Origin of the sequence: Streptomyces albospinus, from assembly GCF_014648695.1 — a bacterium.
Taxonomy (GTDB): Bacteria; Actinomycetota; Actinomycetes; order Streptomycetales; family Streptomycetaceae; genus Streptomyces; species Streptomyces albospinus.
The window spans coordinates 180,005-193,560 of record NZ_BMRP01000011.1; the positions used below are offsets into that span (position 1 = coordinate 180,005).

Below are 13,556 nucleotides of genomic sequence, written 5' to 3' on the forward strand. Positions count from 1 at the left end.
GCGGTCAGCCGTCCGACGGGCGTTCCCACGGGCGGCCCGGGACCACCAGCGGGGAACCCGTCACCGGGTCCGGCACGACCACCGAGTCCAGGCCGAAGACCTCGCGGACCAGATCCGCGGTGACGACCTCCCCGGGGTACCCCTGGGCGACGATCCGGCCCGCCTTCATCGCCACCAGGTGGTCGGCGTAGCGGGCGGCCTGGTTGAGGTCGTGGAGGACGGCGACGACGGTGCGGTCGCGGTCGTGGTTGAGCCGGCGGACCAGGTCGAGGACCTCGACCTGGTGGGAGATGTCCAGGTAGGTGGTCGGCTCGTCGAGCAGGAGGAGATCGGTTTCCTGGGCGAGGGCCATCGCGATCCACACGCGCTGGCGCTGGCCCCCGGAGAGTTCGTCGACCGGCCGGTCGGCCAGCGGCACCACGTCCGTACGCGCCATCGCCTCGGCCACGGCCCGCTCGTCCGCCGCCGACCACTGCTGCCACCAGCGCTGGTGCGGCTGGCGGCCACGGGCGACCAGATCGGCGACGGTGATCGCCTCGGGCGCGACCGGGGTCTGCGGGAGCAGGCCGAGCGACCGGGCGAGCTTCCTGGTGGGGATGCGGGCGAGGTCCGTACCGTCCAGGAGGACGGCGCCGCCGCGGGGCCGCAGCAGCCGCCCCAGGGCGCGCAGCAGCGTCGACTTGCCGCAGGCGTTGGGGCCGACGACGACGGTGACCGCGCCGTGCGGCACGTCCAGGTCCAGACCGTCGACGACGATGCGGTCCTCGTAGGCGAGGGTCAGCTCGCGGGCCGTGAGGCGGGCGGTGCCGGGCTCGGGCCGGCCGCCGCTGCTCCCGCCGCGCGCCGCCGCCTCGCCCGCGCCGGCGGGGACGCTCCCGCCGGCGGCGTCCCGCTCCCCGGCACCCACTCGCTCGGTCACGCTCTTCCTCCTGCGGCACGGCCACGGACCCGACGGCCCCTGACGATCAGCCAGATCAGATACGGGGCGCCGACACCGGCGGTCGGCACACCCACCGGGAGCTCGGTCGGCGCGAGCAGCTTGCGGGCGAGCAGATCGCCGAGGACGACGATGACGGCGCCCAGCAGCGCCGAGCCGAGCAGCGGGATCTGCGCGGTCCTCGTCAGCCGGCGGGCGATCTGCGGCGCCAGCAGCGCCACGAAGTCGACCGGGCCCGCCGCGCCCGTCGCCATCGACGCCAGCACCACGCCGACCGCGACCAGCCCGAGCCGGGTGCGGCCCAGCCGGATGCCGAGCGCGGTCGCGGTGTCGTCGTCCAGGGAGACGGCCCGCTGGGCGCGCGCCGCCCACAGGACGGCCGGCAGCAGCGCGAGCAGCGCCCACCCCAGGGGCGCCGCCTCCGGCCAGCCGCGCCCGTTCAGGGAGCCGGTCATCCACACCTGGGCCTGCTGCGCCACCAGGTAGTCGCCCTTGGTGAGGAAGAGCTGGGTGACCGAGCGCAGCGCGACCGCGAAGCCGATGCCGACGAGGACGAAGCGGATCGCGTGCAGCCCGCCGCGCCAGGCGAAGACGTAGACGAGGACGGCCGCCAGCACGCCGCCCGCCACGGACAGGTACGGCAGCACGGCGTACGACGTGATACCGAAGGTCATCGAGCCGACCGTCAGGGCCCCCGCGCCCTGGGTGACGCCGATGATGTCGGGGCTGGCGAGCGGATTGCGGGCCACGGTCTGGATCAGCGCGCCGGCCACGCCGAACGCCGCCCCGGCCAGCAGGCCGACGGTCATCCGCGGCAGCCGCAGCGTGCCGACGACCAGGTCGTGGGAGGACCGCTCGCCGAGCAGGACCCTGAGCACCTCGTAGGGCGCGACGAAGCTCTCGCCGACGCAGAGGTAGGCGACGCAGACCGCCGCCAGGAGCAGCGCGAGCGCGGCGGCCACGAGGGTCGCGCGGCGGTGCACCAGGAAGGAGGCGCGGCCGGCCCGGACCACGAGGTGGCCGGCGGGGCGGACCGCGGTCGCCGGCGGGTCCGCGCCGGCTGCCGGGGCCGTCATGCCGGCACCGCCCTGCGCCGTACGAGGGTGACCAGGAACGGCACCCCGATCAGCGCGGTCAGCACACCCGCCGGGACCTCCGACGGCGGGAAGACGATCCGCCCGACGGTGTCCGCGACCAGCACGATGACCGGCCCGAGCAGCGCCGCCATCGGGAGCGTCCAGCGGTGGCCGCCGCCCACGGCGGCGCGGGCGAGATGCGGTACGGCGAGGCCGACGAAGGCGATCGGGCCGGCCGCCGCGACCCCCGCGCCGGTCAGCACGGTCGCACCGAGCCCGCCCACGATCCGTACGGTCGCGACGTTCTGGCCGAGCCCCCGGGCGACGTCCTCGCCGAGCGCCAGCGCGTCCAGACCGCGCGCCACGGACAGCACCAGCACCGCGCCGACCAGCAGGAACGGCCAGATCTGCGCCGCCACCCCGATGTCCCGCCCGGTGAGCGAACCGACCTGCCAGAACCGGAACTCGTCCAGCGCCGCGGCCTTGGTCGTGAGGATCGCCATCGACACCGACACCAGCAGCGCGTTGATCGCGGCGCCGGAGAGGGCGAGCCTGACCGGGGTGGCGCCTCCCCCAAGTTCTCGGCTCCGCTCGAACAGAGGGGTCCCCCATCGGCCCCGGGTCGCGATGCCGTGGACGACGACGGAGGCGAGGCCCGCGCCGGCGAACGCGAACCAGACGTAGCCGGTCGGGGTGTGCACCCCGGCGAAGGCGATGGCGGCCACCACCGCGGCCGAGGCGCCCTGGCTGACGCCCAGGATGCCGGGGTCGGCGATCGGGTTGCGGGTCAGGCCCTGCATGACCGTGCCGGCCAGGGCGAGCGCGGCGCCGACCATCAGGCCGATCAGGGTGCGCGGCAGCCGCAGGAACCGCACCACCTGCGCGGCATCGCCGCTGCCGCCGCGGAACAGCGCGCCGGCGACCTCGGACGGTGCGAACGCGCGGCTGCCGACGGCCAGCGAGAAGAACACCGCCAGCAGCAGCGCCAGCACCGCCAGCGCGGTCAGGCCGAGCCGCCGGCTCCGCATCCGGGACGTCGGCTTCATCGGCATGGCTTCACTGGCTCCGGGCCCCTTTCGCGCGCGGTCCGGGTGGCGCCGCCCGGAGGTGTGCGTCGCCCGCGGCGGCCGGAGATCAGGTAAGGCGGGGCTAACCCTACGTCCCCGTGCGTGCCGTCTGCGGGCACAATGGCCGGCATGGCTGCGTACCCCCTCACGGTCGGTTTCGACCTCGACATGACGCTGATCGACTCCCGGCCCGGAATCAAGGCCGCGTACCAGGCGCTGTCCGCCCGGACCGGGACCCACGTCGACGCCGACGCCGCGGTGACCCGGCTCGGGCCGCCGCTGGAGGAGGAGATCCGCCGGTGGTTCCCGGAGGAGCGGGTGGCGGAGATCAGCGCGGTCTACCGGGAGCTGTACCCGGAGCACGCCATCACGGGGACGCTCGCGATGCCCGGCGCCCGGGAGGCGGTCGACGCGGTGCACGCGGCCGGCGGCCGGGCCGTCGTCGTCACCGCCAAGTACGAGCCGAACGCCAAGCTGCACCTCGCCCACCTGGGCATCGCCGCGGACGCGGTCATCGGCTCGCGGTGGGCGGAGGCCAAGGCCGAGGCACTGCGGGAGCACGGTGCGCGGGTGTACGTCGGCGACCACACCGGGGACGTCCGCGGGGCGCACACCGCGGGCGCGCTGGCCGTCGTGGTCGCCACCGGGCCGTGCGGCATCGACGAGCTGCGGGCGGCCGGCGCCGACGTGCTGCTCGGTGACCTGACGGACTTCCCGTCGTGGCTGGATCGTTACGTTGCGGGTGGCGCCGCGGGCGCGGGCGGGGTCGCCGCCTCCGCCTGACGCCGCTGCGCGGTGACGGAGCGGACCACTCCGGCACCGGCGATCAGGAAACCGGCGCCCATCAGCATGGACACCCAGTAGAAGACCCACGGCAGCGGATGCGTACCGAGGAACAGCGGCAGCACGGTGGCGAGAGTGGCCACTGCGCCAACTAGGAACACGATCGCGCCGATTCGGACCAGCAGATCCCCGGCCTGGGGCGTTTCATCAGACACCTGACCAGGGTAAGTCCGGGCCAGAAGCACTGCGGATCCCCCTGGCGACGTCTTGTCACCGGCCACCGGACCATTAGCCTTGGAGGTGGCGGGTCCTGTGGCCCGCTGCACTGCTATCCAGACCAATTTCCTCTTGCGCTTTTTCCCGCAGTAAACGCAGTAGACCCACCCAGAATTTTCCGACGAGTACGAGGACGAGGACAGACGTGCCTACCGGCAAGGTCAAGTGGTTCAACAGTGAGAAGGGCTTCGGCTTTCTCTCCCGCGATGACGGCGGTGACGTCTTCGTACACTCGTCGGTGCTGCCCGACGGCGTGGCCGCACTCAAGCCCGGGCAACGTGTCGAATTCGGTGTCGTCGCGGGCCAGCGCGGCGACCAGGCGCTCACCGTGACCCTCCTCGACCCCGCCCCCTCGGTCGCCGCGGCGCAGCGCCGCAAGCCCGACGAGCTCGCCTCGATCGTCCAGGACCTCACGACCCTCCTGGAGAACGTGACCCAGCAGTTGGAGCGCGGGCGCTACCCCGACAAGGTGCACGGCGCCAAGATCGCCGGCATGCTGCGGGCGGTCGCCGATCAGCTCGACGTCTGAGGTCCGGGCCGGAACCCGCCGGCTCACACGAAGTTCAGCGCATCGCGGCCGAGGGGCGGTACCAGCCCCTCGGCCGCGGCGCGGGTGAGCAGCCCGCGCACCGCGGCATAGCCGTCCTCGCCGAGGTCGGCGGTGAACTCGTTGACGTACAGCCCGATGTGCTGGTCGGTGACCTTCGGGTCCATCTCCTGGGCGTGCTCCAGCACGTACGGACGGGAGGCTTCCGGGTCGTCCCAGGCCATCAGGACCGACGAGCGGATCGCCGCCGCCAGCCTGCGCAGCACCGGCTCGCCCAGCGCGCGCTTGGCGATGATCGCGCCGAGCGGGATCGGCAGGCCGGTGGTGTGCTCCCAGTGCTCGCCCATGTCGGCGAGGCAGCTCAGCCCGTAGTTCTGATACGTGAACCGGGCCTCGTGGATGACCAGTCCGGCGTCGACCTTGCCGTCCCGGACGGCCGGCATGATCTCGTGGAACGGCAGCACGACGACCTCGCCGACCCCGCCCGGCACCTCGGCGGCGACCCACAGCCGGAACAGCAGGTACGCCGTCGACCGCTCGCTGGGCACCGCCACCGTCTTCCCCGCCAGATCCGCCACCGCTCCCGGCTCGCGGGTCAGCACCAGCGGGCCGCAGCCGCGCCCCAGCGCCCCGCCGCAGGGCAGCAGCGCATAGTCGTCCAGCACCCACGGCAGCACCGCGTACGACACCTTCAGCACGTCGAACTCACCGCGCTCGGCCATGCCGTTGGTGAGGTCGATGTCGGCGAAGGTGACCGCCAGCTCCGGTGCGTCCGGGACCCGGCCGTGTGCCAGGGCGTCGAAGACGAAGGTGTCGTTCGGGCACGGCGAGTACGCGATGTTCAGCGGCCGGGTCACGGGATCCTCCTCGGGGACGGAGCCGGTCCGGCGGCGGCCGTCAGGGCTTCGGGGAGCGTACGGAAGGCGCCGGTCAGCGCGGCGAGCGCGGGGCCGATCCGCCAGGCGGCGCGGTCGCGGGGGCCGACGGCGTTGGAGACCGTACGGATCTCCAGCACGGGCAGGCCGTGCGCGGCGGCGGCCTCGGCGACGCCGAACCCCTCCATCGCCTCGGCCAGCACGCCCGGGTGACGGGCCGCCAGCTCGGCGGCGCGGGCGGCGCTGCCGGTGACCGTGGTGACCGTGACGACGGTGCCGGCCGCCGCGCCGGCCGCCGCCGCGACGGCCCGGACCAGGACCGGATCGGGCCGGTGCGCCACGGTCCCGAAGCCGAGTTCGGTGACCGGGACGAAGCCGTCGGCGGTCTCGGCGCCCAGGTCGGCGGCGACGATCGCGTCCGCGACCACCACCGAGCCCAGCGGCGCGGCGGGCGCGAACCCGCCGCCGATACCGGCGGAGACCACCAGGCCGTACGGCTCGCCGGCGAGCGCGGCGGCGGTCAGCGCGGTGGCCGTACCGGCGGACGCGGCGGCCGGGCCGACGCCGGCGGCCAGCACGTCCGGGGCCGGCGGACCGCCGGGCGCGCGGTGCAGTTCGTAGCCGCCGGGCAGCGTCCGGGTCCCGTACGCCTCCCCGGCGGCGCACACCGCGTCGCGTTCGGCGGCCACCGCGGTGACGACCAGCACCCGCATCAGGCGGCCCCTGCCGCGGGCCGCCGGTCCCCGGTCAGCGCGCTCAGTCCTTGTTCTTCAGGTTGAAGTGCCAGATGGCCGTGGGGCCCTGGCCCGGGCCGACCTGGGCGACCATGAGGGTGACCTCGTCGAGGTAGCCGGTCTGGCCGGTCTGCGGGTTGGTCTGCTTGAAGAGGTCGTCCGCGTCGAAGGTGCGGTACGTCTCCGTGCTGGGCGCGCGCATGATGGGCTGGCCGCCGATCACGAACCAGCCGGCCTTGGCGACCTTCGGGTCGACGCCGACGCCGACCTTCTCGCCCGGGTGCACCGTGATGGTCTCGGTGCCCTTCTTCGTGATGCAGTCCTGGAGGGCCTGCTTGTCGAGGACCTTGCCGTCGCCGTCGCAGCCGGGGGTGACCTCGGCCTTCACCGTCTTCGAACCGACGGTCACGGTCGCCAGCGCCGTCGGCTGCTGACAGGCGGAGAGGGTGAGCAGGCCCAGGGACACGGCACCGAGGGCGGCGGCGGCGCGGCGGCCCTTGCCCCGGGAGATCAACGCAGCGGTCATACGGGCAGGCTATCGGGCGTCCCCGCACGCGCCACGCGCGGGTACGGCGCGCCGCGTCGCCGCCCGCCACACGGGGCGCCGGACGGCCCGCCTCACACCACGCGCGGGGCCGCCCGGCCGCCCCGCCGGGCCGCGCCCAGCAGCCCCCGTACGGCCAGTGCGGCGCCCAGCCCGACCAGGCCCGCGGCCACCGCCATGCCCAGGATCCCGAACAGCGGCAGCGAGATCCCGATCGCGCCGCCGACCACCCAGGACATCTGGAGCGCGGTCTCGGACCGGGCGAACGCGGAGGTCCGTACCGCCTCCGGGACATCGCGCTGGATCATCGCGTCCAGCGACAGCTTCGCCAGCGCCTGGCACAGCCCCGCGGTGGCCGCCGCCGCGGTCACCACGACGATGGCCAGCACCGCGTAGAAGAGCGCCGCGACGACCGTGACGCCCAGCGCCAGCCCCAGCATCGCCGCGATGATCGCCTCCGGGGCGCGCGCCTTGAGCCAGGCGCCGAGCGCCGTACCCAGGGCATTGCCGGCGCCTGCGGCGACCGCGACCAGCCCCAGCGAGACCGCGGGGTCGAGGCCGCCCAGCGGGTGCACGCGCAGCAGGAAGGCCAGGAAGAAGGTCAGGAAACCGGAGAGCGAGCGCAGTGCGGCGTTGGCCTGGAGGCCGTGCAGCACCGACGGGCCGACCGTGCGCAGACCGGGCTTCCGGGGGCCGCGCAGCGGGCCCGCCGCGGCGTCCCGGGAGGCCAGCCGGGCCCGCGTCTCGCCCTTCCCGGAATCGACCTTGTGCGGCAGCGAGAACGACAGGAACGTTCCGCCCACGAACACCGCGAACGCCCCGTACAGCGGCCAGCTCGGCCCGATCAGTTCCAGCCCGGCCCCGATCGGCGCCGCCACCCCCGTCGCCAGCAGCCCCGACAGCGTCACCCGCGAATTGGCCTTCACCAGCGAGATCCGCGGCGGCAGCAGCCGCGGCACCACCGCGCTGCGCACCACCCCGTACGCCTTCGACGACACCAGCACCCCCAGCGCCGCCGGATACAGCTCCAGCCCGCCGCCGGCCACCGCGCCGGACATCATCACCGCCAGCACCGCCCGGGCCAGCATGGAGCCGGCCATCGCCGCCCGGCGGCCGTGCGGCACCCGGTCCAGCAGCGGCCCGATCACCGGCGCCAGCAGGGCGAACGGTGCCATCGTGACCGCCAGGTAGAGCGCCACCCGGCCCCGTGCCTCATGGGTCGGCACCGAGAAGAACACCGTCGAGGCCAGCGCGACCGTGATCATCATGTCGCCCGCGGAGTTCACCGCGTGCAGTTCGATCAGCTTGGCCAGTCCCGATTCGCCGGCGCCGTGGGCGTGGGTGGCGCGGCGCAGCCCGCGGGCCGCTCCGGTGAACGGCCGATGCAGCGCGCGCCCGGCCGACCGGCCCGCCCGGCGGGCCTTCGACTCCCTCGACGCCCTGACGGCAGCCACCCGGCCATAGTGCCCCAACCCGCCCAGGAGAGGGGGCTTTCTCCCGTCTGGGCGGGTTGGGGCGCACGGGCCGCGAGCCGCTGCCCATGACATTTGCCGCTCCCGCCGAGGGGTCGTACACCTTTGAAGGGGTAGCGTGTGCAGAGCGCCACCGGCGGTCTGTTTCGGCCGCGTGCCTCATCGCATTGCTATCCCGCAGAATGGGACGTAAGAGGTGCGCTCGACCGAACGAGCCAGCCGGGCGCGGACGTCGACGCGGTCCTCTGGTCCGCTCCGCCCGCCCCGGCCCCCGCCGGTCGTCCGGACAGGACCAGGACAGCTCCGGCTGGCGCGCTCGTGAGACGGCGTGGAAGAGAGAATCGATTCTTGTGAGTGCTGCGATGCGAAGCCGTACCCCTGACCGCCTGTGCGCCGAGGCGGTCGACCTCGCCCGTGAGGCGGCCGAGGAGGTCGCGATGCCCGGCATGGTCGGCGAGTACCTCGACGCCGTCGCCGACGGAGATCGCGTCGTCACCCACCTCTTCACCTGCGAGGAGCCCGGCTACCGCGGCTGGCGCTGGGCCGTCACGGTCGCCCGCGCCTCCCGCGCCAAGAACGTCACCCTGGGCGAGTCGGTCCTGCTGCCCGGCCCCGACGCGCTGATGGCCCCGGAGTGGGTGCCGTGGAGCGAGCGGCTGCGCCCCGGCGACATGGGCCCCGGCGACCTGCTGCCCACGGAGGCCGAGGACCTGCGGCTGGAGCCCGGGTACACCGGCGAGGAAGGGCCGCCGCCGAACTCGCCGGTCGCCGAGGGCATGGCCGCCGAGATCGCCGACACCGAAGAGGCGGACGTCGTCCCGGGCTCGCCCGCGGTCCAGCCCGCCCCGGCGCGCGGCGGCATCGCCGCGGTCGCCGAGGAGCTGGGCATGGCCCGCGCCCGGGTCCTGTCCCGCTACGGCCTGCACGCCGCCGCGGACCGCTGGGAAGAGGCGTACGGCCCCAAGACCCCGATGGCCCAGGCGGCCCCCGCCACGTGCATGACCTGCGGCTTCCTCACGCCGCTCGCCGGCTCCCTGCGGCAGGCGTTCGGCGTCTGCGCCAATGAGTTCGCCCCCGCGGACGGCCGGGTCGTCTCCCTCTCGTACGGCTGCGGTGCGCACTCCGAGGCCGCCGTGATGCCGAAGCCGCCGAAGCCGGCGGAGCCGGTGCTCGACGAGACGGTCGTCGAGCCGGTCGCCCTGCGCCCGGAGCCGGACAGCGGCTCCGTCGAGGACACGGGGCCGGCGGAGGAGCTGGGCCACAGCTAGGCGCTCGCCGCTCGGGCCGGCTTCCCACGTTGTCGGGTGCGGCGCCGCGGTGGTTGCTCGCCGTGGGCGAAGGTTGTGTGAGGCGGCGCCCCTGGTGAGTGGTGGGTGCCGGGTCCGGGGCCTCCGGGGTGGGTGTGCGGACTGCTTCGCTTTACGTCCGCACACCCACCCCTCCGGCCCCGCCCCCTCCCGTACGCATGCGGGACCCCGCCTCGGTGGGGGTGGGGGAAGGGGCCGGTGGGGGTGCACCTCTGTCTCTGCCGTGAGCACCTGGGGCCTCCCGTTTTTCCTTCTCCCCTCTGGGGCGGGACCGCTTCACCGGGCGGGAGGGGGGGCCGGAGGGGGTGGGTTGCCGGACGTAAAGCGAAGCAGTCCGGCAACCCACCCCCGGAGGTCCGCCCCCGGCACCCACCACTCGGCGAGCGGCGGGCCCCGCCCGGTCAAAACCCCTCGCCAACGGCGAGCAGGCCCCGCGGCCCCGCACCCGACCACGTGGGGCGATACCGTCGGGACAGAGTCGCTTGGACGAGGGAGACGAGAAACGTGGCTGGTACGCCGTGGGTGCGAGGCGCGGACGAAGGGGCCGACCCGTTCGGTACGGCCCGGCTGCGGCGCGGCGTGCTGGACGCCTGGGCCGCCTCGCCGGCCCGGTTCCGTGAGGACGCCAACGCGGAGGAGGACCTCGCGCTCGGCGGCTACCGCGACCGGCTCGCCGTGGAGCTGGCGCAGAACGCGGCGGACGCGGCGGCCCGCGCCGGTGTTCCCGGCCGGCTGCGGCTGACCCTGCACGCGGCCGACGCCGGGGTCCCCGCCGTCCTGGTCGCCTCCAACACCGGCGCCCCGCTGGACGCCACCGGCGTGGAGTCGCTGTCGACGCTGCGCGCCTCCGCGAAGCGGGAGAGCAGTGTGGCGGCCGGTGCGGTGGGCCGGTTCGGCGTCGGGTTCGCCGCGGTGCTGTCGGTCAGCGACGAACCGGCGCTGGTGGGACGTACCGGCGGGGTCCGCTGGTCGCTCGCCGAGGCCCGCGAGCTGACCGGGGAGGTGGCCGCGCACAGCCCCGGTCTGGGCGGAGAACTGCGCCGCCGCGACGGGCACGTACCGCTGCTGCGGCTGCCCTTGCCGGCGGAGGGCGGGGCGCCCGAGGGGTACGACACCGCGGTGGTGCTGCCGTTGCGCGACGGCGCCGCGCAGGACCTCGCCGAGCGGCTGCTGGCCGGGATCGACGCGGCGCTGCTGCTGACGCTGCCGGGTCTGTCCGAGGTCGTCATCGAGACGCCGGAGGGCGTACGGGTTCTGACGAGGCGTCAGGACGGGGACCATGTCCTGATCGAGGACAGTGAGCGCGGCGCCACCCGGTGGCGGGTGGCGGGCGACGGCGGGCCGCTGGACCGGGCGCTGCTGGCGGACCGGCCGGTCGAGGAGCGGCTGCGGCCGGTGTGGTCGGTGACCTGGGCGGTGCCGGTCGACGAGGCGGGCGCGCCGGTGCGGCCGGGGACGGCGCCGGTGGTGCACGCGCCGACGCCCACGGACGAGCCGCTGGGGCTTCCGGCGCTGCTCATCGCCTCGTTCCCGCTGGAGCCGACCCGGCGCCATGTCGCACCGGGCCCGCTGACGGACTTCCTGGTGGGCCGGGCGGCGGCCACGTACGCGGCGCTGCTCCGCGACTGGCGGCCGGTGTCGGTCGGCACGCTCGACCTGGTGCCGGGGCCGCTGGGCAAGGGCGGACTGGACGGCGAACTGCGGCGGCAGGTGCTGGAGCTGCTGCCCCGGGTGCGGTTCCTGCCGAGCGCCGGGGCGCCGGCGGACGGGGCCGGGGAGGAGCCCGCGGAGGCCGCAGAGGTGCCCGCGGACCGCGAGTGGGACGCGGGCGACGGCGGCGCCGAGCGGTACGTACTGCGGCCGGTGGACGCCGAGTTGGTCGAGGGCGCGGGCGCCGCGACGGTCGCGGTGCTGGCCGAGCTGTTCCCGAGCCTGCTGCCGGCCGGGCTCGAACGACGCCCTGAGCTGCGGTCGTTGGGCGTCGCCCGGGTGCCGATCGGCGAGATGATCGACCGGCTCGCCGGCGTCGAGCGGTCGCCCGACTGGTGGTGGCGGCTCTACGACGCGCTGGCCGGCACCGACCCGGACCGGCTCAGCGGCCTCCCGGTGCCGCTGGCGGGCACCGCGGGCCAGGGCCCCGGCGGCGCCAACGGCACCGTGCGCACCACCATCGGCCCCCGCCAGGTGCTGCTTCCGCTGCCCGGCGGCGGCCCGGACGGCGACGGGGACGCCGGGGCCCGGCACCGTACGCTCGCCCGCCTCGGGCTGAAGGTCGCGCATCCGGACGCCGTGCACCCCCTCCTGGAGAAGCTGGGCGCCACCCCGGCGGCACCGCGTGCGGTGCTGACGACCCCGCAGGTGCGGGCGGCGGTGGAGAACTCGCTCGACGCCGACGAGGACGCCTACGACGTCTTCGAGGACGAGCTGGGCGCGGGCACCGGTGTGCCCCTGGGGACCGAGGAACTGGCGGAAACCGTCCTGGGGCTGGTCCGGGACGCCAATCTCGCGCCCGGCGACGAGCCCTGGCTGGCCGCGCTGGCGCTGCCCGACGAGGACGGCGAGCCGGCGCCCGCGGGCGAGCTGGTCTTCCCCGGCAGCGCCTTCGAGCGCGTCATCCGCGAGGGTGAACTTGCCGCCGTCGACGCGGAGTTGGCGCAGCGCTGGGGCGAACAGCCGCTGACCGCGGTCGGCGTGCTGGCCGATTTCGCGCTGGTCCGCGCCACCGACGTCGTCCTGGACCCGGACGAACTGGAGCCGCGCGAGAGCGACTTCGCCGAGCCCGACGACGCCGGGCTGCTGGACGCGGTCGACGTCTGGTGCGAGGACATCCTCGACACCCTGCCACCGACCCCGGTCCCCCCGGTCGTCACCGAACTGGTCGCCGTACGCGACCTCGACCTGGTCGACGACGACGCCTGGCCGCAGGTCCTCGCCATGCTCTCCCGACCGCCGCTGCGCGACGCGCTCACCGCTCCCGTACGGGTCCTGCTCCCCGACGGCACCACGGAGTCCGTGCGCCCGTACACCGCCTGGTGGCTGCGCGGCCACCCGGTCCTGGACGGGCGCCGCCCCGCCGGCCTGCGCTCGGCGGGCGGTGACCCGCTGCTGGCCGGGCTGTACGAGTCCGCGGACGCCGGCGAGGTCGACGCCCAGGTGCTGCGCGCCCTCGGCGTGCGCACCTCGGTCGCCGCCCTGCTCGACGAGCCCGGCGGCGCCGCCGAGCTGCTGGCCCGCCTCGCCGACCCGGAGCTGGCCGTCGGTACGTCCCAACTCCACGCGCTCTACGGCATGTTGACCGACCTCGACCCCGATCAGGTGACTCTTCCCGACGAGCTGCGGGTGGTCGTCGACGGTGCGCTCCAGGTGGCGGACGCTGCCGACGCGGTGGTCGCCGACGCCCCGGACCTGATGCCGCTGGCGGCCGGCCTGGCCCTGCTCCCGGTCCGCCCGGAACGGGCCGCCGAACTGGCCGAGCTGTTCCAGGTGCGCCGGCTGAGCGAGGCGATCGCCGCCGAGGTCCGCTCGGAGGGCGTCCGGCACGACGTCCCGGAGGCGGTCCGCGCCCTCCTCGGCCCGGCCACCCCCGCCTCCTACGTCGAGCACGAGGAACTGCTGGTCGGCGACGGACCGGACGACACCGCCGAGCTGGACTGGCGCCGGACCCCGGACGGCACCCTGCACGCCGCGACCCTGGAAGGCGTCGCCGCGGGCCTGGCCTGGGCCGCCGGCCAGTGGCCGCGCCGCTTCGAGGTCGCGGCCCTCCTGGAGGAACCGGACCGCGGCGACGAACTGGCGCGCGCCCGCTGGTTCGACTGACCGGCCGGACGGACCCCAGGGCCTGACCCACCGCGCAGGCCCTGGGGGCACCGGCCGACGTCGCGGGTCGCGAGGAGCGCGCGTGGTCCTGTCCCGCGCCCAACTGCCAGGAGCACCCCCCA

At 75.3% G+C, this 13,556-nt stretch carries 12 protein-coding genes; 4 read left to right on the forward strand and 8 right to left on the reverse strand.

Annotated features, from left to right (window positions below; all coding sequences use genetic code 11):
- Nucleotides 1–4: 4 nt before the first annotated feature.
- From IEZ17_RS17635 to IEZ17_RS17645, 3 genes are all read right to left on the reverse strand, one after another.
- Nucleotides 5–781: an ABC transporter ATP-binding protein gene (locus IEZ17_RS17635; protein ID WP_189301283.1), complete on the reverse strand. Its 777-nt coding sequence runs from the start codon at nt 779–781 to the stop codon at nt 5–7.
- Between the two features lie 134 nt (nt 782–915).
- A complete protein-coding gene (locus IEZ17_RS17640; protein WP_189301167.1) occupies nt 916–2,013 on the reverse strand; it encodes a FecCD family ABC transporter permease in 1,098 nt (365 codons plus the stop codon).
- Nucleotides 2,010–3,059, reverse strand: coding sequence for a FecCD family ABC transporter permease (locus IEZ17_RS17645; protein WP_189301169.1), 1,050 nt, complete (start codon nt 3,057–3,059; stop codon nt 2,010–2,012). The genes IEZ17_RS17640 and IEZ17_RS17645 overlap by 4 nt, the downstream gene beginning before the upstream one ends.
- A 150-nt stretch (nt 3,060–3,209) precedes the next feature.
- On the opposite strand from IEZ17_RS17645, the gene IEZ17_RS17650 reads away from it, so the two are divergent.
- On the forward strand, nt 3,210–3,863 hold the full coding sequence (locus IEZ17_RS17650) for an HAD family hydrolase (RefSeq protein WP_189301171.1): 654 nt from the start codon (nt 3,210–3,212) through the stop codon (nt 3,861–3,863).
- On the opposite strand, the gene IEZ17_RS17655 is transcribed toward IEZ17_RS17650, so the two are convergent.
- A complete protein-coding gene (locus tag IEZ17_RS17655; RefSeq protein WP_189301173.1) occupies nt 3,812–4,078 on the reverse strand; it encodes a hypothetical protein in 267 nt (88 codons plus the stop codon). The two genes, IEZ17_RS17650 and IEZ17_RS17655, sit on opposite strands and share 52 nt — an antisense overlap.
- A 206-nt stretch (nt 4,079–4,284) precedes the next feature.
- On the opposite strand from IEZ17_RS17655, the gene IEZ17_RS44175 reads away from it, so the two are divergent.
- Nucleotides 4,285–4,668, forward strand: coding sequence for a cold-shock protein (locus IEZ17_RS44175; RefSeq protein WP_018089689.1), 384 nt, complete (start codon nt 4,285–4,287; stop codon nt 4,666–4,668).
- A gap of 23 nt (nt 4,669–4,691) precedes the next feature.
- Here IEZ17_RS44175 and IEZ17_RS17665 read toward each other — a convergent pair whose 3' ends face one another.
- The 4 genes from IEZ17_RS17665 to IEZ17_RS17680 form a co-directional block, all read right to left on the reverse strand.
- Nucleotides 4,692–5,543, reverse strand: a complete 852-nt coding sequence (locus IEZ17_RS17665) for a 1,4-dihydroxy-6-naphtoate synthase (RefSeq protein WP_189301174.1) — start codon at nt 5,541–5,543, stop codon at nt 4,692–4,694.
- Nucleotides 5,540–6,274, reverse strand: coding sequence for a futalosine hydrolase (locus tag IEZ17_RS17670; protein ID WP_189301176.1), 735 nt, complete (start codon nt 6,272–6,274; stop codon nt 5,540–5,542). Before IEZ17_RS17670 ends, IEZ17_RS17665 begins: the two co-directional genes overlap by 4 nt.
- A 43-nt stretch (nt 6,275–6,317) precedes the next feature.
- On the reverse strand, nt 6,318–6,821 hold the full coding sequence (locus IEZ17_RS17675; protein WP_189301178.1) for a hypothetical protein: 504 nt from the start codon (nt 6,819–6,821) through the stop codon (nt 6,318–6,320).
- Between the two features lie 92 nt (nt 6,822–6,913).
- A complete protein-coding gene (locus IEZ17_RS17680) occupies nt 6,914–8,293 on the reverse strand; it encodes an MFS transporter (RefSeq protein ID WP_229852350.1) in 1,380 nt (459 codons plus the stop codon).
- 380 nt (nt 8,294–8,673) lie between these two features.
- Here IEZ17_RS17680 and IEZ17_RS17685 point away from each other — a divergent pair, with 380 nt between their 5' ends.
- The gene (locus IEZ17_RS17685; protein WP_189301182.1) at nt 8,674–9,579 is read left to right on the forward strand and encodes a DUF3027 domain-containing protein; all 906 of its coding nucleotides are present in this window, start codon (nt 8,674–8,676) and stop codon (nt 9,577–9,579) included.
- A gap of 543 nt (nt 9,580–10,122) precedes the next feature.
- Nucleotides 10,123–13,434 (forward strand): sacsin N-terminal ATP-binding-like domain-containing protein, encoded by a 3,312-nt coding sequence (locus IEZ17_RS17690; RefSeq protein ID WP_229852351.1) that lies wholly within the window; start codon nt 10,123–10,125, stop codon nt 13,432–13,434.
- The last annotated feature ends 122 nt before the right edge of the window (nt 13,435–13,556 follow it).